We start from the raw sequence: 19,699 nt of genomic DNA on the forward strand, positions 1-19,699 counted from the left end.
AGGCGCGCTCACACCGGTGCGCGATGCAGCAACACGATGCCGGCGACGATCAGGGCCACGCCGCCGAGGCGCAGGGGGTTTAGGCTTTCGCCGAACACCGCGGCGCCCAGCAACACCGTGCCGGCGGCGCCGATGCCGGTCCAGACGGCGTAAGCGCTGCCTACCGGCAGCGCGGTCAGGGCGCGGCCCAGCAGGTAGACGAAGGCGGCCAGGGCCATCAGCGACACCACCGTCCAGCCGGGACGCGTGTAGCCCTGCGATAGCTTCATCGACGCCGCCCAGGCGACGTCGATAAGGCCGGCCGCGATCAACAGCAGCCAGGCGGTGGCGGGTTTCATGCGATTCGCTCCGATTCCACAGCCCGGATGACCGGGCTGTGGAATCGGCCCGGCGCGAAACGCGCGCGCTCGCCGCTCGCATCGCTGGTCCGATGCGCGCACGCGCGACGAGCGCGACCCTGCGCTCGCGCCGCTGGAACGACTAGGGCGCTCACGCGGCGGCCTGCGCCTGCGGCGCGCGTTCGGCCTGCAGCGCCTCGGCCACGCTGGGGCGGGCGCGGATGCGTTCCAGGTAGGCGGCCAGGTGCGGCGTGGCGTCCAGCGACAGCTTCAGTGCGCGCGACCAGTCGGCGATGGTGAACAGGTAAGCGTCGGCGATGCTGAAGTCCTCGCCCAGCAGGAACGGGCGCTCGGCCAAGTGGCGATCGACAAGGGCCAGGCGCGGCGCCAGGCGTTCGCGCGCGACCTGGCCGGGCTGATCGCCGTACTCGGGGTGGAACAGCCAGGGGCTGTAGGTCTTGTGCAGCTCGGTGGCGATGTAGGTCAGCCAGCTCAACAGCTCGATGCGGCGCGCCTCGGGCGCGATCCGGCCGCTCGGGTCCAGGCTGCCGAGGTGGCTGAGGATGGCGACGCCCTCGCGCAGCAGCCGACCGTCATCGAGCTCCAGCAGCGGCACGTAGCCCAGCGGGCTGAGCTGGCGATAGTCGCGGCCATCGCCAACCACGACCGGGTTGGGGCCGATGCGCACGCGCTGCAGTTCAACCGGCAGGCCGAGCTCGCGGATGACCAAATGGGCGGCGAAGGAGCAGGTGCCGGGGGTGTAGTAGAGCTTCATGGCGGGGGTCCGATGCGAAGTGGGAACGGGAGCCGTTACCCTGCGCGCAGACCCGCGCCGCGAGTACCGGCGCCACGACAAGGATTGCTTGCAGATGCGACACGATCGGCTGTCCCTGGAGGACCTGGAACTGGTGCGCGCGATCGGCGCCAGCGGCAGCCTCAGCGGCGCGGTGCGGCTGCTGGAGGTGGACCACTCCAGCGCGTTCCGGCGCCTGGCCGCGATTGAGGCGCGCGCGGGCGCGGCGCTGTTCCGGCGCAGCCGGCGCGGCTACACGCCGACCGAGGCCGGCGAGCTGGTGATCGTGGCCGCGCAGCGCATGCTGTCGGACGCCGAGCATCTGGCGCGCCAGCTCGCGGGCCAGGACGAACGCGCCGAGGGGCGCATCCGCATCACCATCCCCGACACCCTGGCCACGGTCGCGGCCCGGCTGTGCGCGGATTTCCGGCGCGCGCATCCGGCCTTGAGTTGCGATCTGATCGTGGCCAATGCGTTTTCCACTCTGCAGCAGCGCGATGCTGATGTGGCCCTGCGCGCGAGCGCGGCGCCGCCGGAAGGTTTGTCGGCCAAGCGCCTGGCGACGATCGCGACCGCTGTCTACGCGGCGCGCGGCGCGGGCGATCGCAGCCCGATCCCGGGCGGCGATTGGGTCGGTTTCGACGAGGCGCTGGCGCATCTGTCGTCGGCGCGCTGGCTGCAGCAGCAGGTGCCGGCCGCGCGCATCGCGATGCGGGTGAATTCGCTGCCGGCGGCGCTGGCGGCGTGTCAGGCCGGTCTGGGCCGGGCCCTGCTGCCGTGCTACTACGCCGACGAGGCCAAGGGCCTGAAGCGCTTGTCGGACGCCCTGCCGGATGTGCGCACGGAACTGTGGTTCGCCACGCATCCGGATTTACGGCGCTCGGCGAAGGTGCGGCTGCTGAGGGAGTTCGCGGTGGATTGGATGGCGCGGGAATTTGCGTAGGCAGCGCGCCATGGCGACGGCAGAGGCGCTGCTTTCTGTGGGAGCGGCGTAAGCCGCGATCGCGCTGCTTCGGCTGCGACGAGATCGCGGCTTACGCCGCTCCCACAGAAAGCGGTGGACAGTCTTGGGATGGGTACGACGCGAATCGACCCGCGCGGGGGCCCCGGTGGCTCGGTCGCGGCTTACGCCGCTCCTACCCCAAAGCAGTGCGCTTCAGGCGTGATGCAAACCGAACCAGCGCCTCGGCATCAGCAGCTTCAGCGCGCGCTCGGCGCTTTTGCGGCGCAGGCCGGGCTGCAGCAGGCCGCGCAGGACGGGGCCCAGCCAGTGGCGACGCTTTTCTCGCAGGATGGCTTCGCGCGCGTCGGCTTCGATGCGGTACATGGCCAGCACGTTGCGGGCGTCGCGCAGGGCGCGGCCGCGCAGCTCGGGCATCTGGCCCATGCAATGCTCCAGGTCGTCGGCGGTGCCGCGGTAGAAGCGCACGGTGCGCTCGTAGCGGCGGCGCACCGCGACCTCGGGCGCTTCGTCGCGCGCGAACACGCAGCCGCTGACGCTGCCGGGGTGGCGGCGGTACTGCAGCAGCGGTTGGCGCAGGCACAGCGACTGCCCGAGCAGCGCGCCGCGCAGGCTCAGGGCGTTGTCTTCGATCGGGCCCAGCAACGGGCCGAAGCGGTCGTAGACCTCGCGCCGGAACGCGAGCGTGGCGCCGAGCAGGCCGATCAGGCGGCCGATGCGCACGTAGTAATCGATCTGGTAACGCTCGGGACGGCGACGGAAGCGGATGTCGATGCGCGCGCCGTCGGCGTCGATGCAGTCGAAGTCGCTGCCCAGCACCATCGCCTCGGGCGCTTCCTCGAACGCGCGCAGGATGGTCGCCACGCGCTCGGGATAGGCGATGTCGTCGCCGGCCATCATCACCACGATCTCGCCGCGCGCCAGCGCCATGGCGTCGTTGAAATGCGCGGCCACGCCCAGGTTGCGCGGGGTGCGGCGCACGCTGACGTCGTGGATGCCGCGATAGGCGGCGACGACCTCACGGGCTATCTCGTAAGTGCCGTCGTCCGAACTATCGTTGGAGACGATGATCTCGCAAGGCACGGTCTGGGCGAAGGCGCCTGCCAGCGCGGCGCGGATGTAGGCGGCGTCGCGGTAGCACAACAACAGCACGCTGACCGCGGGTCTCGACGCGGTCAGCGTTGGGATGCAGGCGCCCCCCTCGCCCATGCGGCGGCGACGCTATGGACCGGTGGTCCGCGCGGCGCGGATCTGCGCGTCGACGGCGGCGATCGCGGTCATGTTGACCACGCGGCGCGGGGTCGAGGCCGGAGTCAGGATGTGCGCCGGCTTGTCCAGGCCCATCAGGATCGGGCCGATGGCCACGCCGTCGGTCATCACACGCACCATGTTGTAGGTGATGTTGGCGGCATCCAGGTTGGGCAGCACGAACAGGTTGGCGCGACCGTGCAAGGTGGCGTTGGGGAAGATGCGCTTGCGCAGCAGATCGTCCCAAGCGGTGTCGGCCTGCATCTCGCCGTCCATCTCCAGCTTGGGCATGCGCTGGCGGATGATCTGGCGGACCTTGCGCATCTTGGCCGCCGACGGGTTGTCGTGGCTGCCGTAGTTGGAGTGCGACAGCAGCGCGACCTTGGGCTCGATGCCGAACAGCTTGAGGCGGTAGGTCGCCTGCAGCGTGGCTTCGGCGATCTGCTCGGCGGTGGGATCGACCTGGACATGGGTGTCGAGGAAGAACCACGCGCCCTGATCGTTGATCACGCCGGTCATGGCCGAGGTGCCCTGCACGCCCGGGTCGAAGTCGAAGATGCTGCGCATGTAGCCCAGCTTCTTGTGGAAGCGGCCGACCAGGCCCGAGATCATGGCGTCGGCTTCGCCGCGCTCGACCATCAGTGCCGCGATCAGGGTGGGGCGCGAGCGCAGCAGGTTCTTGGCCGCGGCCGGGCTGACGCCGCGACGCTCGGTCAGGGCGTGGTACTGCTGCCAGTAGTCGTTGAAGCGCGGATCGTCGTTGATGTTGGTCAACTCGAAATCCACGCCCTCGCGCATGCGCAGGCCCAGGCGTTCGATGCGGGTCTGGATCACGTCCGGGCGGCCGATCAGGATCGGCGTGGCCAGCTCTTCGTCGATCACCGTCTGCACCGCGCGCAGCACGGTCTCTTCCTCACCCTCGGCGTAGACCACGCGCTTGCGGTCGGCGCGCGCGCGGTCGTAGACCGGCTTCATCAGCAGGCCGGTGCGGTAGATGTACTGGCTGAGCTTTTCCTCGTAGGCGCCCATGTCCGTGATCGGACGCGCGGCCACGCCGGAGTCCATCGCGGCCTTGGCCACCGCCGGCGCCAGCATCACCAGCAGGCGCGGGTCGAACGGACGCGGGATCAGGTACTCGGAGCCGAAGGTCGGCACTTCGCCGCCGTAGGCGCCGCCCAGGTCGGACGATTCCATGCGCGCCAGCGCGGCGATCGCGCGCACGCAGGCCAGCTTCATTTCTTCGTTGATGACCGTGGCGCCGACATCCAGCGCGCCGCGGAAGATATAGGGGAAGCACAGCGCGTTGTTGACCTGGTTCGGGTAGTCCGAACGGCCGGTGGCGATGATGCAGTCCGGACGCACGGCCTTGGCGTCTTCCGGCAGGATTTCCGGATACGGGTTGGCTAGTGCCAGGATGATCGGCTTGGGCGCCATGGTGGCGACCATCTCGGCCTTGAGCACGCCGCCGGCGGACAGACCCAGGAACACGTCGGCGCCGGCGACGATGTCGGCCAGGGTGCGCTTGTCGGTGTCGCGCGCGTAGCGCTCCTTGTCCGGGTCCATCTTGCCGCGGCCGGTGTAGAGCACGCCGTCGCGGTCCACCGCCAGGATGTTCTCCGGCTTCATGCCCAGCGCGACCAGCATGTCCAGGCAGGCGATGCCGGCCGCGCCGGCGCCGCTGGTGGCCAGCTTCACTTCGGCGATGTCCTTGCCGACGATCTCCAGCGCGTTGAGCACGGCGCTGCCGACGATGATCGCGGTGCCGTGCTGGTCGTCGTGGAACACCGGGATCTTCATGCGCTCGCGCAGCTTGCGCTCGACGATGAAGCACTCCGGGGCCTTGATGTCTTCGAGGTTGATGCCGCCGAAGGTCGGCTCCAAGGACGCGATGATGTCGACCAGCTTGTCGGGATCTCGTTCGTCGATCTCGATGTCGAACACATCGATGCCGGCGAACTTCTGGAACAGCACGCCCTTGCCTTCCATCACCGGCTTGCCGGCGAGCGGGCCGATGTCGCCCAGGCCGAGCACGGCGGTGCCGTTGCTGATCACGGCGACCAGGTTGCCGCGCGCGGTGAGCTCGCTGGCGGCGTTGGGGTCTTCGACGATCGCCTCGCAGGCGTAGGCCACACCCGGCGAGTAGGCCAGGGCGAGGTCGCGCTGAGTGACCATGGGCTTGGTCGCGGTGACCTTGATCTTGCCGGGCGGGCTGAGGCGGTGATAGTCGAGCGCGGCGTTTTTCAGATCGTTGTCGGACATCGCGGGTGGGCTGCCGTGGCGGGGCCGGAAGGTGAATGGACTAGCAGTCTAATGGATAGCCACGCGGTATTCGCACGCGCCTTCGGTGCCGTTCATTAGTACTTTGGCGTTAGCCCCTACCCGAGCTGCGGGCGTGCGGCAGCCGACGGTGGCGTATGGCCTTGCCTGCGGGCAGGCCACACAATGCGCGTCTCCCAGGCCGGAACCGTCATGAACTCGCCCCCCTCGCGGTCCTGGCCGCATTGGACCTTGCCGATCCTGGTGTTGGCCGGCGTGCTGCTGGCGCAGTCGTTGCTGGTGTTCAATCCGGGCTACTACAGCCACGACGAGCTGCAATGGGCCGCTTTCGCCGGCCAGCACCCGGGTTGGCACTTCCGCGGCTATCTGTGGACGGACGTGCAGTCGTTTCAGTACCGGCCGCTGACCTTCTCCTTATGGCTGTGGCTGTCCGAGCACCTGTTTGCGCGGCCGATGCTGTTCCACGGCCTGATGGTGAGCCTGGGCGGGCTCAACGCGGCGATGCTGGCGGTGCTGCTGCGCCGCTTCGGCGTGGCCACCGGTCCGGCCGGCGCCGGCGCGCTGGTGTTCGCGCTGGGCCCGTTCGCGGCCCTGACCCACGGTTGGGTCGGCACCCTGGCCGATCTGATCTGGGTCGGCTGCGCCCTGCTGGTGGCCCTGCTGGCGCAACGCGAACGGCCCGGTTTCGTAAGCTGGGTCGCGGTGTTCGTGCTCACCTCGCTGGCGCTGCTGGCCAAGGAAGCCGGCATCGTGATCCCGGCCCTGCTGGGACTGGCCTGGCTGTTTCTGGGCCGGCGCCGCGAATGGCTGATCGCGGCCGTGGTCGCGGGCCTGCCGGTGGCGATCTATCTGGCCCTGCGCATCGGCGTGCTGCTGTTCTCGCCGCGCGAGGCCGCCAACTACGGTTGGAGCCTGGCCTTCATTCCCGAACGCTGGGTGGAGTATCAGCTGTATCCGCCGATCGCGACCAAAATGGCGATCGCCGGCACACTTTCGCGCGGCTTGGGCGATGGACGGGTCTGGTTGGCGATCCTGGTGTGGCTGGCGACCGCGGCCGCGCTGTGGCGGGTCGGTGCGCGCTGGTGCATGGGTTGGCTGCTGGCCGGCACCGCGGCGCTGGGGCCGGTGATGATCCTGGCCGAGTCGGCCAATCAATACGGTTACGGCTACGCGGCCGCGACCGCGGCGGTGTGCGCAGCGGCTTGGCCGCACATGCGGCGCTGGGGTCGGGTGGTGCTGATCGTCGCGGCGCTGTTGAGCGTGTGGCACGGCGTCAACGTGATGCGGCGCATGCACGAGGTCGGGCGCATCCAGTCGGTGTATTCGCCGGCCTTGGCGCGCGCCGTGGCGCAGATGCCGAACGCGGGCGTGCGGCTGAAGCTGGCCGATATCGGGCAGGCGTGGATCTACGAGCGACTCTCGCACGACATTCCCAGCTACGCCGGCGTCGATATCGGCGACCGGGTCAAGCTGGTCGCGGCGGACGAAGCCGCGGATTACGAGATCCAGCGCGACGGGTCGCTTAAGCCGCTGCGCTGAGCGTTCGCAGCGATCGATCGCTACGTCAGGCGACGCTTTCTGTGGGAGTGGCGTAAGCCGCGATCGCGCCGCTCCGGCTACGACGAAATCGCGGCTTACGCCGCTCCCACAGGAAGCAAGCGCTTCTTCTCGTCTGGACCTGTTACTCGGATGACCCGAGTACTGCCTGTAGAAGCGGCGCGAGCCGCGACCCGCGCAGGCAGCCGAAACTGCGTGGTCGCGGCTTACGCCGCTCCTACCCCAAGGCCAGGCGCGACGTAAGCACGACGTCTTCTGTGGGAGCGGCGTGAGCCGCGATCGCGTCGCTCCGGCTACCTCGAAATCGCGGCGTGTGAGCGGAGGAAATCCCTGCGGACCGCCGCTGCTACAGAAAGCGAGCGTCGGCTTGACGAATCTCCCTGCGGCGGCGCTCTCACAAAACGCGTGGGCCACCGCTACACGTCCGGCGCCCCACCCGTATCGGCGATGCTGTCCAGACGGATGCGGTTGGCGAACAGCGAGAACGCGAGCATGCCGGCCAGGCCGTTGGCGCGCTGAATCCACGGCGGCATCCAGCGCGGCGGTTTGATCACACCCGCCTGGAACAGCGGCTCGAAGCGTTGCACGTCGGCCAGGGTCATCTTGCCGGCGAACAGCCAGCGGCACAGATGCAGCTTGCGGCTGCGCAGCGCCCAGCGGAAGAAGGTGTGCACGCCGACCAGGCCGCGCAGGTAGACGGTGTCCTTGGTGAAGGCCGCGCCGCCGTTCGTGGGCACGCCACGGAACACGCGCTGGGCCGAGGCGAAGCTGTCTTCCTGCGACTGCCCTGCATCCAGGAAATAGCGGAATACCTGGATGAAGTCGGCGCCGTCCAGCGCCATCGCCACCGCTTCGATGCGCAGGCTCAGCCGCTTCATGCGGCCGATGTCGATGCTGCCGGTGATCTGCTCGGCGAAGGTCGCCAGGCCTTCCTGGGTCGCGGTGCCGCGTGGCGAAGACAGCGCCAGGCTAGGCAGCACGTGCTGCTCGCGGCCGTTGAGCGCGGTCAGCGAGTGCACGAAGGCTTCGTGCTGCAGCAACTGGTCGCGGTCGTAATCGCTGAAGGCCGCGCCGCTGCGCAGGCGGATGCGGGTGGCGCCGGCGGCGGCCTTGGCGATCAGGTCCGGGTCCAGCATCACTTCGATCACGCGGCCGTCGAAGTAGTCGTCCAGATCGCGCTGCAATTGCAGATGCAGGGCGGTGGCCGAGATCTTCACGGTCTCGGCCGGCGACATCAGCTCGTGGTCGAGTTCGTCGGCGATGGAGATGAAATGGCGCGCGGCCTCGCGCGTGCTGGGACCGTGGCCGGGCAGGGCTTCGTCGGGCTTACCGAACAGTTGGATCGACAACGCGGTCACGCGCGGGCTGCCCAAGGCTTCCAGCAGCTCGGCGGCGATGCCCCAGCTGTGCGCGGACTCGCTGAGGTACTGGCCCAGCGGATGGTCGGGGTCGGCCTCGGCGGCGACCGCGGCGAGCTCGCGGCGGACTTCGCTGAAGTCGAGTTTGGGATAGGCGATCTGCGGCAGGGTCGCGGTGCCGCGCGCGTAGTCGGCCAGGAACTGCGTCTCCAGCCCGGCCGGCCAGCTCGCCAGGGTCAGCAGCTTGACCTCGCGCGCGGCGCGCACCATGCGCGCGTCCAGCAGCGCGTGGTGCTGGATGTCGGGCGGCAGTTCGAAGGGGTGGGCGCTCATGCGGTCGGCCGGAGCCAGGGCAACAGCAAATCCCCCCCAGCCCCCCTTTTCCAAAGGGGGGAGACAAGCGGGTCGACGACGTCACGAGCAACCCGCGTCGGATACCCCCCTTTGGAAAAGGGGGGCTGGGGGGATTTGCTCCACAGCCGAGCGGCGCACGCCATCTAATGCTTCCCGTACTTATCGTCCAAACGCTTGTTCAAAGCCTTGCCCAGGACTTTCTCCTGCGACTTCTGCACGCGCCGAGTGGCCAGCTTGTTGGCGGCACCGGCGACCTCGTCGCGCAGCTTCAGATAATTGGCGAAACGCTGCGGGTCGAGCTTGCCGGCCTCGATCGCCGCGCGCACCGCGCAGCCAGGCTCGCGCGCGTGCGAGCAGTCGCGGAACTTGCACTGCTCGGTCAGGGCTTCGATGTCGGCGAAGTTCTCGGCGACGTTTTCCTCACCGGTGGGCTTGAGCTCGCGCATGCCGGGGGTATCGATCAGGCATGCGCCCGAGGGCAAGGGGATCAGCGCGCGGTGGGTGGTGGTGTGCCTGCCGCGGTCGTCGCTGGCACGCACCTCGCCGGTCTTCATGCGCTCCACGCCCAGCAGGGTGTTGGTCAGCGTGGACTTGCCGGCCCCGGAGGAGCCCACCAGCACCGCGGTGCGGCCAGGCAACAGCCAGGGGTTGAGCGCGGCCACCGAGTCCGGATCCTTGGCGTTGACCGGGCGCACGGCGATGTTCTGCGCGGCCAGCTCGACCAGGGTGGCCATCGCCTCGGGCAGGGTATCCGGGTCGGCGGCATCGGCCAGGTCGGACTTGGTCAGCACGATCACCGGCTCGGCGCCGCCGCCGACCAGCAGCAGGTAGCGCTCGATCCGGCGCGGATTGAAGTCGGCGTCCAGGCCGCAGACGATGAAGACGGTATCGACGTTGGCCGCGATCAGTTGCTGCTTGTAGTGCTCGCCGGCCGCGCCGCGCTTGATCGCGGTGCGCCGCGGCAGCAGGGCGACGATCTTCTGGTTACCGCCGGCGGGGCCCTCGATCAGGACCCAGTCGCCGACGCCGGGGCGCTGCTCGGGCGGGAAGCGCGGACGCTGCCATTCGGGCAGGGATTCGACCGGGAAACCGGTTTCCGGCCCATCGGCGACCACATAACCGCTGCGGTGCTGTTCGACCACCCGCACCGGACGGGCCTCGGGATGGGCCGCCAGCGCCTCGCGCCAGCTGGGTTCGGTCGGCAAGGACTCGCCGGTTGGCAGGGGCCAACCGATCGCCAGCAGCGCGGCGAGCTCGGGGGTCAAAACGGGGTGGGCGGGCTGTGCATGGCGGGATTCTACATAGGCCGGCGCGGCCCGCCGCACCGCGGGTCGCCCGATCGCGTGTCCGGACCGCAACGCCGCGCACAAACGCGGCCCCGGGCGGCGCGCGGTGACGGCTGTTTCGGCGCGCCGATTCGGCTAGTCTGGCGGGTATTCCGCTCAAAACACCGCCCCGCAATGTCCCTGCCCCCTTTGAAGACCCGCGAACGCCTGTCCGAAGTCCGTTACGAAATCCGCGGCGAGCTCGCCCGGCGTGCACGCGAACTCGAGGCCCAGGGCCGCAAGCAGATCAAGCTCAACATCGGCAACCCCGGCGCCTTCGGTTTCCGCGCCCCGGAGCACCTGCAACGCGCGATCGCCGAACGCATCGCCGACACCGACCCTTACACCCATCAGCAAGGCCTGCCGGTCGCGCGCGAAGCCATCGCCGCTTTCCATAAGCAGCGCGGCACGCCCAATGCCTCGCCCGAGCGCGTGTTCGTCGGCAACGGCGTGAGCGAGCTGATCGACCTCAGCCTGCGCGCGCTGCTCAATCCCGGCGACGAAGTGCTGCTGCCCTCGCCCGACTACCCGCTGTGGTCGGCCGCGACCATCCTCAACGACGGCCGCCCGGTCTATTACCGCTGCCAGCCCGAGAACGGCTTCCTGCCCGACCCGGACGAGATCGAGCAACTGATCTCCAGCCGCACCCGCGCGATCGTGCTGATCAACCCCAACAACCCGACCGGCGCCGCCTATCCGCGCGCGCTGATCGAGAAGATCGTCGCCATCGCCGCGCGCCACAAGCTGCTGCTGATGTGCGACGAGATCTACGACTCCATCCTGTACGACGGCGCCCAGTTCACCCCGGTCGCGCCGATCGCCGGCGACCTGCCCTGCCTGAGCTTCGGCGGCCTGTCCAAGGTCCACCGCGCCTGCGGCTGGCGCGTGGGCTGGGCGGTGCTGTCCGGCGACCCGGTCGCCAGCGGCGATTTCCACCACGCCATGGACCTGCTGGGCGCGCTGCGCCTGTGCGCCAACGTGCCGGGCCAGTTCGCGATCGAAGCCGCATTGCACGGCGAGGACACCATCGCGCCGTTGTGCGCGCCGGGCGGCCGCCTGTACGAAGCGCGCCGCGCGGTGATCGAAGCCGTGGACGCCAGCAAGCACCTGGAGCTGGTCGCGCCGGCCGGCGCGCTGTACGCGTTCCCGTCCGTGGTCGGTCCGGCCGCGCAGGGCTTCGACGACCACAAGTTCGCCTTGGAACTGCTGGAAACCGAAGACGTGCTGGTGGTGCCGGGCTCCAGCTTCAACGTGCCCTACCGCAATCACTTCCGCGTGACCCTGCTGCCGCAGCCGGAGGATTTGCGCGAAGTCTTCCACCGCATCGAGCGCGTGCTCGACCGCCACGCCGAGCGCGCGGCCGAGGCCAGCCGCGCCGCCGTGGCCTGAGTCGCGCCGTGGCCGTGCCGCTGCCCTTGCAGCCCTACCTCGCGCTGGGCGACAGCTACACCATCGGCGAAGCGGTCGAGGAAGCGGGGCGTTGGCCGGTGCAGCTGGCGCGCGCCCTGCGCGACGAAGGCGCAACCCTGGCCTGGCCGCGCATCATCGCCACCACCGGCTGGACCACCGACGAGCTGAGCACGGCCCTGGACGCGGCCGAGCCGCTGGGGCGCTGGGAGCTGGTCAGCCTGCTGATCGGCGTCAACAACCAGTACCGCGCGCGCAGCGTGGCCGACTACGTCGGCGAGTACCGCGCCCTGCTGCAACGCGCGATCCGCTATGCCGGCGATCGCCCGCAGCGCGTGCTGGCGATGTCGATCCCGGACTGGGGCGTGACCGCGTTCGGCCAGCGCGACGCGCGCGGCAGCGCCACCATCGGCGCCGAGATCGACGCCTACAACGAGGCCGCGCGCGCGCTCTGCGAGCGTCACGGCGTGGCCTGGATCGACATCACCCCGGTCTCGCGCGAGCTCGGCGCGCAGGCGGCGATGCTGGCCGAGGACGGCCTGCACCCGTCGGCGGCGATGTACACGCATTGGACGCAACGCGCGCTGCCGGTGGCGCGGCGCCTGCTGGCGGACGGCGGTCGCTGAGCCTGCGCGACACGCGATTTCCATCGCGGCCGACGGCAATGCCACACTGCGTCCGCGGAACCACCGCCAGCGGAGCCAGCAGGAAGCGATGAACGAAGCGGCACAAGCGATGGCCAACGGACAGGCGCTGCGGATCGCGCGCGCCTTCCTGCCCGAGCATCCGCTCGGCAACCGTTGGGACTACTACTACAGCCGCGCCAAGCTCGGCAGCGACCCGCTCTACCCCGGTGTGAGCGCGGCCCTGCGCGGCAGCCGCGCGCCCTTGCTGGACCTGGGCTGTGGGCTCGGCTTGCTCGCCCACACCTTGTACGCCGACGGCATCCAGCTGCCCTACCGCGGCGTCGACAGCGACGCCGGCAAGATCCGTCGCGCCACCCGCGCCGCCGCGCGCGCGGGCCTGCACGAGGCGCGCTTCGACACCGTCGACCTGGCGCGCGAAGTGCCTGAGCATCGCGGCAGCGTGGTGATGCTGGACGTGCTGCAGTTCATCCCGCCCGCCGCGCAAGCGCGCGCGATCGACGCCATGATCGCGATGCTGACCCCGGGTGCACGGCTGGTGATCCGCACCGGCCTGGACGACGGCACCGGCCGCGCCCGCGTCACCCGCATCACCGACGTGTTCTCGCGCGTGGTCGGCTGGATGAACGCGATGCCGCGCTATTACCCCAACGGCGACGAGCTGCGCGCGCGCTTGCGCGAGGCCGGCCTGGCGGTGGAGTTCACGCCGCTGTTCGGCAAGACACCGTTCAACAACTGGCGGATCGTGGCGGCGAAGCCGGAGTAGTTTGGCGGCGGCTATGTTCCACCCCGTGCTTCCTGTGCTTTCCGTGTTTCCTGTGGGAGCGGCGTAAGCCGCGATCGCGCAACTTCGGCCACATCGAAATCGCGGCTCACGCCGCTCCCACAGAAATCAAGCGCATGGTCTTGGAGTGGGGGCAAACGCACCGCCTTGGGCAGGAGCGACGCAAATCGCAACCGCGTCTCTCGGCCACCTGCGCGGTCGCGGCTCACGCCGCTCCTACAAGGGCTAGCGCAAGGCCTTAGACCGGTTCGGGCAGCGTGCAGCGATAGCCAAGCTCGCGCAGCCGCTGCAGCAACAAACGCATGGTCTCGACATTGCGCCCGTGCCCCGCGCCCTCGTGCATCAGCACGATCGCGCCCGGCGCCAGATCGCGTTCGATTCGCGCCAGCACGCTGTGCGGGTCAGCGGCCACCGCATCGAAACCGCGCGCCGACCAGGCCACGCGTGCCAGACCGTGACGGCGCAAGGCCGCAGCGACGAAGGGATTGGCCATGCCGACCACCGCGCGGAACCAGCGCGGCGGGTGCCCCGACAGCGCGCTCAGACTGGCCTGCGCCTCGGCGATCTCGGCCGCCATCCGCCGTGGCGGCAGCGCCCAGAACCAGGCAGACGGATGCGAATGGCTGTGATTGCCGATCCCGTGCCCGCGTCGCGCGATCTCGGCCACCAGCTCCGGCCGCGCCTGCGCGCGCTGTCCGACCAGGAAAAACGTCGCCTTGGCCCCGTGCGCGTCCAGCAGATCCAGCATCGCCGGCGTCTCGGCCGAAGGGCCGTCGTCGATGGTCAGCCAGACTTCGCGGCGATCCGTCTCCAACCGCGACAGCACCGGGCTGAACAGGCGCGACTGCGGGCGCAGCGTGGCCCAGAACATCAGGCCGTGGCTGAGTAGCATCGCCGCCAACCCCGCCTGCCAACCCCAGACCCACCACACCCCAATCACCGCCAGCTGCGACGCGCCGAACGCCCAGACCGCGGCCCAGGGCCGGCGCGGGATTCGGTGGGGGGCGGTCATGCTCATGAGCGGCATCTTAGCGGAGCGCCGCCCGGGCCTTGCGGCGCGGACCGCCCGCCCCCATGTCGCCGGAACCTCACGTCCGGCGTCCCATCATGTCCCTCGACCCCGCGCTGCGTACGCGCATCGAAACCCTGCTCCAGTCCAATCGCGTCGTGCTGTTCATGAAGGGCGCCCCGAACGCGCCGCAATGCGGCTTCTCGGCCAAGGCCTCCGGCGCGCTCAACGCGCTGCTGCCGCAGGGCTATACCCACGTCGACGTGCTGTCCGATCCGGAGATCCGCGAAGGCATCAAGCAGTACGGCGAGTGGCCGACGATCCCGCAGCTGTACATCGACGGCCAGCTGGTCGGCGGCAGCGACATCATCGAGCAGATGGCCGGCAGCGGCGAGCTGCACGGCGTGCTCGGCCTGCCCGCGCCGGACCGCAGCCCGCCGAAGCTGAGCATCAGCCCGGCCGCCGCGCAGATGCTGCGCGACGCGGTCGCCAACGCCGGCGACGGCTACGCGGTGCAGCTGGAAGTGGACGCGCGCCACAACGTGCGCCTGCAGCTGGCGCCGATCGACAGCAACGCGGTCGCGGTGGAAACCGACGGCGTGCGCGTGCAGACCGATTGGGTAAACGCCCGTCGCGCCGACGGCGTCAGCATCGACTGGGCCGACGACGAACGCGGCCGCGGCCTGGTGATCACCAACCCGAACGCGCCGCCGACCGTGCGCGCAATCTCGCCCGCCGACGCCCAGGCGCGCGTGCGCGACGGCGCGCTGCGCCTGATCGACGTACGCCCCGCCGACGAGCGCGCGCTGGCTTCGGTCAACGTGGCCTACGACAGTTTCGATGCCGGCGTGGAAGCGCTGGAAGGCCTGCCCAAGGATGCGCCGCTGGCGTTCCTGTGCCACCACGGCGGCCGCAGCGCGCAGGCGGCGGAGCATTTCCGTCAGCGCGGTTTCCGCGAGATCTACAACGTCGAAGGCGGCATCGAGGCCTGGGCCGACGTGGACGCGACGATTCCGCGTTACTGATCGGTATGGCATGAATACGAAAACGGCCGCGGATTCCGCGGCCGTTTTCGTTTGGGCGGCTCGACCCGATCAGGCTAAACGCGCACGACGCCTTGCAGGAGCAGCGCAAGCCGCGACCAACGTAGGCGGCCGAAGCGACGCAATCGCGGCTTACGCCGCTCCCACAGAAGGCTTGAGGTCCAGCCTTGGGGTAGGAGCGGCGTGAGCCGCGACCTGCGCAGGCGGCCGAAGTGACGCAATCGCGGCTTACGCCGCTCCCACAAAAGGCTTGGGGCCCTGCCTTGGGGTAGGAGCGGCGTGAGCCGCGACCTGCGCAGGCGGCCGAAGGTTGCGGTCGCGGCTTACGCCGCTCCTACCCCAAAGCCAGGCTCGACTAGACGCGATCCGCTCTCTGTGGGAGCGGCGTGAGCCGCGATCGCATCGCTCCGACTAGGACGAAATCGCGGCTTGCGCCGCTGCCACAGACAGCGCTGGCGATTGACATCGCTGCTACAGCGACGCTCAGCCCTTGAACCCGCCGTTATCGAGATAGGCCCGCTCTTCCGCCGTGCTCTCCCGCCCCAAGGCCTGATTGCGATGCGGGAAGCGGCTGAAGCGCTCGATGATCTGCAGATGCTGCACCGCCCATTGGCTGGGATCCGGCATGTCCTCGGTCACCGGCAGGCCGCGGTGCAGATCGACCGAGCGCCGCTGATCGTCCATAGCCTCGGAATGCTCGAACGGCAGATAGAAGAACGCGCGCAGCCTGGCCTCGATACGCCGGTCGTCGCCGCGCGCCACCGCCTGGCTCGCGTACATGCGCGCCAGCGGATCGGTCGCGTAGGCATGCGCGCTGTCGCGGAACACGTTGCGCGGAATCTGGTCGAGCAGGATCAGTAGCGCCAGCGCGCCGACTTCGCCCTGCTGCATCCAATCGTCGTGCTGGCGGCTGGCGGCGCGGAAATGCGCTTCGAGGAAGCCCGCGCGGCACTGCGCGTCGAAATGATCGCTGCGATCGAACCAGCGCTGGTAGCCGGCTTGACGCCAGAAATCGACGACGTCCTGAGCGGTGGGTTCGGTCACGGAAGATCTCGCATTAGGGTCAGGCTGCGCACGTTAGCAGCCCCCGCTTACGCCGCGCACGAAACCCCACAACGCAGCGTTCCGCGCCTACAGGCTGTCGTCGCCCAGCTGGGTTTCCAACTCGGTGATCCAGGCCGTGGTGATGCTCTCCAGCGTGACCGCGTGGATCAGCGGCCGGATCGGCCCGGTCGAGTAGGACTGCGAAATGAAGCGCGCATAGCGCTCGCGAAACGACAGCCAGGCGCGATGCGCCTCCTCGAAGGTGGCGCGACCGTCGCCATCGAGCTGGCGACGCAGGTGCTCGACCAGCCCGCGCAGCCGCGCATCGACCTGCTCGAACTCGACGATCGCCTGGCGGTTCATGTCGTCCTGGCTGACGCCGTCGTCGTCGCTTTGGCGCGCGACTTCCTCGGCCTTGCTGAAATAGTTGTCGGCCAGGCGCGCGGCGGTCTCGGCCTTGCCGATCAGGCGCGTTTCGAAACGACGCAGATCGTCGAGGCTGGTGTTGCTACCGTCCAGCCCCTGCTTCAGCGCCAGCAGCTTCTGCCCGCGCTCGATGGCGTCGACGGTGTTGCGGCGCTCGACCCGACGTTGGACGAAATAAAACGACCAGGTGAGTACGGCGCCGATAAGTAGGTAAATGACCTGTTCCATGGTGGTGTCCCGATGCTGGACGCCAGTGTGCGCGACAGGGGTCTCAGGGGGTGCGATGTCGCGTGCTTGCGGTCGCAGATCAGGTTGCTGAACGCTGATTTTTCAGGGGTGGCGGTGGCGCCGCTGAAACGCCTGGGGCCGGGCGGGCGGATCGTGGAGGCATGGCCGGAGCGTGCGAGCCAAAGCAAATCCTCCCCAACCCTCCTTTGTCAAAGGAGGGAGCACAGCCGCAAGCCTCTGCCCCAAACACACTTACCTCCCCCTTTGAAAAAGGGGGACCGAGGGGGATTTGCTTTTCCCGCAAGCGCCCGTTACGTCGCAACGGCGCGGCTCGCCTACAGCTCACCGCCCCCTACAGCCGCCACCGCATTCGCACATCTCCGCCCTCCCCCTTTGAAAAAGGGGGATTGAGGGGGATTTGCTTTCCCCGCAAGCGCCCGCTACCTCGCAACGGTGCGGTTCGCCTACAGCTCACCGCACCCTACGGCGTCGCGAAGATGCCGGCTTAGCGACTACTCGTCGAAGCGCAGATGCCGCACCGACTTGCCGTGGCGGCGGATCAGCTTCAAGGCTTCGATGCCGACGTTGATGTGGTTGTCCACATACTCAGCGCTGACCTTGGCGTCGGAGGCCTCGGTCTTCACGCCTTCCGGAATCATCGGCTGGTCCGACACCAGCAGCAGCGCGCCGCAGGGGATGCGGTTGGCGAAGCCGGCGGCGAAGATGGTCGCAGTTTCCATATCGATCGCCATGCAGCGCATCGCGCGCAGGCGCTCCTTGAAGGCTTGGTCGTGTTCCCAGACCCGGCGGTTGGTCGTGTAGACCGTGCCGGTCCAGTAGTCGTGGCCGAGGTCGCGAATCATGGTCGAGACCGCGCGCTGCAGCGCGAACGCGGGCAGCGCCGGCACCTCCGGCAGCAGGTAGTCGTTGGACGTGCCTTCGCCGCGGATCGCCGCGATCGGCAGCACCAGATCGCCGAGTTCGTTCTTGCGCTTGAGGCCGCCGCACTTGCCCAGGAACAACACCGCCTGCGGCATGATCGCCGACAGCAGATCCATCATGGTCGCCGCGTTCGGGCTGCCCATGCCGAAGTTGATCATGGTGATGCCGTCGGCCGTGGCGCTGGGCATCGGCCGGTCCAGGCCGACCACTTCGGCGCCGGTCAGGCGGGCGAAGGTGTGCAGGTAGCCGCCGAAGTTGGTCAGCAGCACGTGCTGGCCGAACTGGTCCAGGGGCACGCCGGTGTAGCGCGGCAGCCAGTTTTCGACGATTTGTTCTTTGTCTTTCACGGTCGCCCGCCTCTTTTTCTAGTTGTTGTACCCCCATTGTCGCACCGCCCATGACTATCGTCAGGGTTGGCGGCGCCCGAGGCGGCCGCTACGGTTCGGGGCTGACCTTGCCGTCACTTTGGGGAAACCACCATGCTTCGACCTTTGCTGGCAGGCTGCGGCCTGGCCCTGCTGGTCGGCGCCGCGCACGCGGCCCCGCCCGCGCCCGCCGCCGGCTCGCGCTTCACCCAGGACCCGTATCCCAGCACCTACCGCCCGGTCGCCTCCGGCCCGGTCCTGCTGCAGCACGCGACCGTATTGACCGGCACCGGCCAGCGCCTGGACGACGCCGACGTGCTGATGCGGGACGGCAAAGTGGTCGCGGTCGGCACCGGCCTGGACGCGCCCGCCGATGCCACCCGCGTCGACGCCACCGGCAAGTGGATCACCCCCGGCCTGATCGACGTGCACTCGCACCTGGGCGTGTACTCCAGCCCCGGCGTCAGCGCCCATAGCGATGGCAACGAGATGACCAGCCCGGTCACCCCCAACGTCTGGGCCGAGCACTCGGTCTGGCCGCAGGACCCGGGCTTCGCCGCCGCCATGGCCGGCGGCATCACCACCCTGCAGGTGCTGCCCGGCTCGGCCAACCTGATCGGCGGCCGCGGCGTGACCCTCAAGAACGTGCCCGCCACGACCTACCAGGCGATGAAATTCCCGGGCGCGCCCTGGGGCCTGAAGATGGCCTGCGGCGAGAACCCCAAGCGCGTCTACGGCGGCCGCAACACCTCGCCGGGCACGCGCATGGGCAACGTCGCCGGCTACCGCGCCGCCTTCATCGACGCCAGCGAGTACGTGCGCAAGAACACGCCCAAGGCCGAGCAGCCCAAGAAGAAGCGCAGCTGGTGGCAGAGCTCGTCCAACGGCAACGGCGCCGCCGCCGACAGCGACAAGGACGCCGGCGGCAAGCGCGACCTCAAGCTCGACACCCTGGCCGGCGCCATCAAGGGCGACATCCTGGTCCACATCCACTGCTACCGCGCCGACGAGATGGCGACCATGCTGGACCTGGCCAAGGAGTTCGGCTTCAAGGTCAGCGCCTTCCACCATGGCGTGGAGGCTTACAAGATCGCCGACCGCCTGGCCGCCGAAGGCGTGTGCGGCGCGCTCTGGGCCGACTGGTGGGGCTTCAAGATGGAAGCCTTCGACGGCATCCAGGAGAACATCGCCCTGGTCGACCGCCCGCAGAACAGTTGCGCGATCGTGCATTCGGATTCGCAGGAAGGCATCCAGCGCTTGAACCAGGAAGCGGCCAAGGTGATGGCGCACGCCAAGCTGGCCGGCATCGACATCCCGCCCGAGCGCGCGATCCGCTGGCTGACCCAGAACGCCGCCAAGTCGCTGGGCGTGCTCGACAAGACCGGCACCCTGGAGACCGGCAAGATGGCCGACGTGGTGGTGTGGAACGGCAACCCCTTCAGCGTCTACGCCAAGGCCGAACAGGTCTACGTGGACGGCGCGCGCATCTACGACCGCAACGACCGCAACCGCCAGCCGACCTCGGACTTCCTGCTCGGCCAGGGCGCACGCGCCGCCGGAGGTGCGCCGTGAGCCGCGCTACCTCCCCGCGCCGTG

At 69.2% G+C, this 19,699-nt stretch carries 17 protein-coding genes; 7 read left to right on the forward strand and 10 right to left on the reverse strand.

The window, feature by feature from the left end; translation table 11 throughout:
• Window positions 1-8: 8 nt before the first annotated feature.
• Both ASE35_RS14185 and ASE35_RS14190 read right to left on the reverse strand, forming a co-directional pair.
• Window positions 9-338 (reverse strand): multidrug efflux SMR transporter, encoded by a 330-nt coding sequence (locus ASE35_RS14185; protein WP_057164249.1) that lies wholly within the window; start codon window positions 336-338, stop codon window positions 9-11.
• 151 nt (window positions 339-489) lie between these two features.
• The gene (locus ASE35_RS14190) at window positions 490-1,113 is read right to left on the reverse strand and encodes a glutathione binding-like protein (protein ID WP_057164250.1); all 624 of its coding nucleotides are present in this window, start codon (window positions 1,111-1,113) and stop codon (window positions 490-492) included.
• Window positions 1,114-1,207: 94 nt separating this feature from the next.
• On the opposite strand from ASE35_RS14190, the gene ASE35_RS14195 reads away from it, so the two are divergent.
• Window positions 1,208-2,074, forward strand: coding sequence for a LysR family transcriptional regulator (locus ASE35_RS14195; protein ID WP_057164251.1), 867 nt, complete (start codon window positions 1,208-1,210; stop codon window positions 2,072-2,074).
• 213 nt (window positions 2,075-2,287) lie between these two features.
• On the opposite strand, the gene ASE35_RS14200 is transcribed toward ASE35_RS14195, so the two are convergent.
• Together ASE35_RS14200 and ASE35_RS14205 are read right to left on the reverse strand one after the other, a co-directional pair.
• Window positions 2,288-3,244 (reverse strand): glycosyltransferase, encoded by a 957-nt coding sequence (locus ASE35_RS14200; RefSeq protein ID WP_056180922.1) that lies wholly within the window; start codon window positions 3,242-3,244, stop codon window positions 2,288-2,290.
• Between the two features lie 69 nt (window positions 3,245-3,313).
• Window positions 3,314-5,599 carry an NADP-dependent malic enzyme gene (locus ASE35_RS14205; RefSeq protein ID WP_057161050.1) on the reverse strand — a complete coding sequence of 762 codons (2,286 nt, stop codon included), beginning with the start codon at window positions 5,597-5,599 and terminating at the stop codon, window positions 3,314-3,316.
• Between the two features lie 210 nt (window positions 5,600-5,809).
• Between ASE35_RS14205 and ASE35_RS14210 the strand changes: the two genes are divergently transcribed.
• Window positions 5,810-7,156 (forward strand): hypothetical protein, encoded by a 1,347-nt coding sequence (locus ASE35_RS14210; protein WP_057164252.1) that lies wholly within the window; start codon window positions 5,810-5,812, stop codon window positions 7,154-7,156.
• A 434-nt stretch (window positions 7,157-7,590) separates the two neighbouring features.
• Here the strand turns inward: ASE35_RS14210 and ASE35_RS14215 are convergent, their stop codons facing one another.
• Window positions 7,591-8,865: a flavohemoglobin expression-modulating QEGLA motif protein gene (locus tag ASE35_RS14215; protein WP_056180930.1), complete on the reverse strand. Its 1,275-nt coding sequence runs from the start codon at window positions 8,863-8,865 to the stop codon at window positions 7,591-7,593.
• A gap of 164 nt (window positions 8,866-9,029) precedes the next feature.
• Window positions 9,030-10,151 carry a ribosome small subunit-dependent GTPase A gene (gene rsgA, locus ASE35_RS14220; protein WP_057164253.1) on the reverse strand — a complete coding sequence of 374 codons (1,122 nt, stop codon included), beginning with the start codon at window positions 10,149-10,151 and terminating at the stop codon, window positions 9,030-9,032.
• A gap of 195 nt (window positions 10,152-10,346) precedes the next feature.
• On the opposite strand from rsgA, the gene ASE35_RS14225 reads away from it, so the two are divergent.
• From ASE35_RS14225 to ASE35_RS14235, 3 genes are all read left to right on the forward strand, one after another.
• Window positions 10,347-11,600, forward strand: coding sequence for an aminotransferase class I/II-fold pyridoxal phosphate-dependent enzyme (locus ASE35_RS14225; protein ID WP_056180937.1), 1,254 nt, complete (start codon window positions 10,347-10,349; stop codon window positions 11,598-11,600).
• An 8-nt stretch (window positions 11,601-11,608) separates the two neighbouring features.
• On the forward strand, window positions 11,609-12,244 hold the full coding sequence (locus tag ASE35_RS14230; RefSeq protein ID WP_235570076.1) for an SGNH/GDSL hydrolase family protein: 636 nt from the start codon (window positions 11,609-11,611) through the stop codon (window positions 12,242-12,244).
• A gap of 109 nt (window positions 12,245-12,353) precedes the next feature.
• Entirely contained in the window at window positions 12,354-13,028 is a 675-nt protein-coding gene (locus ASE35_RS14235; protein WP_057164333.1) for a methyltransferase domain-containing protein, read from the forward strand.
• A gap of 256 nt (window positions 13,029-13,284) precedes the next feature.
• Here the strand turns inward: ASE35_RS14235 and ASE35_RS14240 are convergent, their stop codons facing one another.
• Window positions 13,285-14,058 carry a polysaccharide deacetylase family protein gene (locus ASE35_RS14240; RefSeq protein ID WP_057164334.1) on the reverse strand — a complete coding sequence of 258 codons (774 nt, stop codon included), beginning with the start codon at window positions 14,056-14,058 and terminating at the stop codon, window positions 13,285-13,287.
• Window positions 14,059-14,153: 95 nt separating this feature from the next.
• Here ASE35_RS14240 and grxD point away from each other — a divergent pair, with 95 nt between their 5' ends.
• Window positions 14,154-15,080 (forward strand): Grx4 family monothiol glutaredoxin, encoded by a 927-nt coding sequence (gene grxD, locus ASE35_RS14245; RefSeq protein ID WP_056180943.1) that lies wholly within the window; start codon window positions 14,154-14,156, stop codon window positions 15,078-15,080.
• 501 nt (window positions 15,081-15,581) lie between these two features.
• Here the strand turns inward: grxD and ASE35_RS14250 are convergent.
• The 3 genes from ASE35_RS14250 to ASE35_RS14260 form a co-directional block, all read right to left on the reverse strand.
• Window positions 15,582-16,142 carry a DUF924 family protein gene (locus ASE35_RS14250; protein ID WP_057164254.1) on the reverse strand — a complete coding sequence of 187 codons (561 nt, stop codon included), beginning with the start codon at window positions 16,140-16,142 and terminating at the stop codon, window positions 15,582-15,584.
• A gap of 87 nt (window positions 16,143-16,229) precedes the next feature.
• Window positions 16,230-16,796, reverse strand: a complete 567-nt coding sequence (locus tag ASE35_RS14255; RefSeq protein ID WP_056180948.1) for a lysozyme inhibitor LprI family protein — start codon at window positions 16,794-16,796, stop codon at window positions 16,230-16,232.
• A 512-nt stretch (window positions 16,797-17,308) separates the two neighbouring features.
• Window positions 17,309-18,085 (reverse strand): AMP nucleosidase, encoded by a 777-nt coding sequence (locus ASE35_RS14260; RefSeq protein WP_056180952.1) that lies wholly within the window; start codon window positions 18,083-18,085, stop codon window positions 17,309-17,311.
• A 132-nt stretch (window positions 18,086-18,217) separates the two neighbouring features.
• Between ASE35_RS14260 and ASE35_RS14265 the strand changes: the two genes are divergently transcribed.
• A complete protein-coding gene (locus tag ASE35_RS14265) occupies window positions 18,218-19,675 on the forward strand; it encodes an amidohydrolase (RefSeq protein WP_056180955.1) in 1,458 nt (485 codons plus the stop codon).
• Window positions 19,676-19,699 lie beyond the last annotated feature (24 nt).

It is taken from the genome of Lysobacter sp. Root916 (assembly GCF_001429785.1).
In the GTDB taxonomy this organism is placed as follows: Bacteria; Pseudomonadota; Gammaproteobacteria; order Xanthomonadales; family Xanthomonadaceae; genus Lysobacter.

Bases quoted from the DNA above. Each gene is read 5' to 3' on its own strand.
- ASE35_RS14225 (WP_056180937.1), top strand. From the start codon at position 10,347: ATGTCCCTGCCCCCTTTGAAGACCCGCGAACGCCTGTCCGAAGTCCGT.
- ASE35_RS14235 (WP_057164333.1), top strand. From the start codon at position 12,354: ATGGCCAACGGACAGGCGCTGCGGATCGCGCGCGCCTTCCTGCCCGAG.
- grxD (WP_056180943.1), top strand. From the start codon at position 14,154: ATGTCCCTCGACCCCGCGCTGCGTACGCGCATCGAAACCCTGCTCCAG.
- ASE35_RS14205 (WP_057161050.1), bottom strand. From the start codon at position 5,599: ATGTCCGACAACGATCTGAAAAACGCCGCGCTCGACTATCACCGCCTC.
- ASE35_RS14240 (WP_057164334.1), bottom strand. From the start codon at position 14,058: ATGACCGCCCCCCACCGAATCCCGCGCCGGCCCTGGGCCGCGGTCTGG.
- ASE35_RS14190 (WP_057164250.1), bottom strand. From the start codon at position 1,113: ATGAAGCTCTACTACACCCCCGGCACCTGCTCCTTCGCCGCCCATTTG.
- ASE35_RS14265 (WP_056180955.1), top strand. From the start codon at position 18,218: ATGCTTCGACCTTTGCTGGCAGGCTGCGGCCTGGCCCTGCTGGTCGGC.
- ASE35_RS14255 (WP_056180948.1), bottom strand. From the start codon at position 16,796: ATGGAACAGGTCATTTACCTACTTATCGGCGCCGTACTCACCTGGTCG.
- ASE35_RS14185 (WP_057164249.1), bottom strand. From the start codon at position 338: ATGAAACCCGCCACCGCCTGGCTGCTGTTGATCGCGGCCGGCCTTATC.
- ASE35_RS14210 (WP_057164252.1), top strand. From the start codon at position 5,810: ATGAACTCGCCCCCCTCGCGGTCCTGGCCGCATTGGACCTTGCCGATC.
- ASE35_RS14195 (WP_057164251.1), top strand. From the start codon at position 1,208: ATGCGACACGATCGGCTGTCCCTGGAGGACCTGGAACTGGTGCGCGCG.
- ASE35_RS14215 (WP_056180930.1), bottom strand. From the start codon at position 8,865: ATGAGCGCCCACCCCTTCGAACTGCCGCCCGACATCCAGCACCACGCG.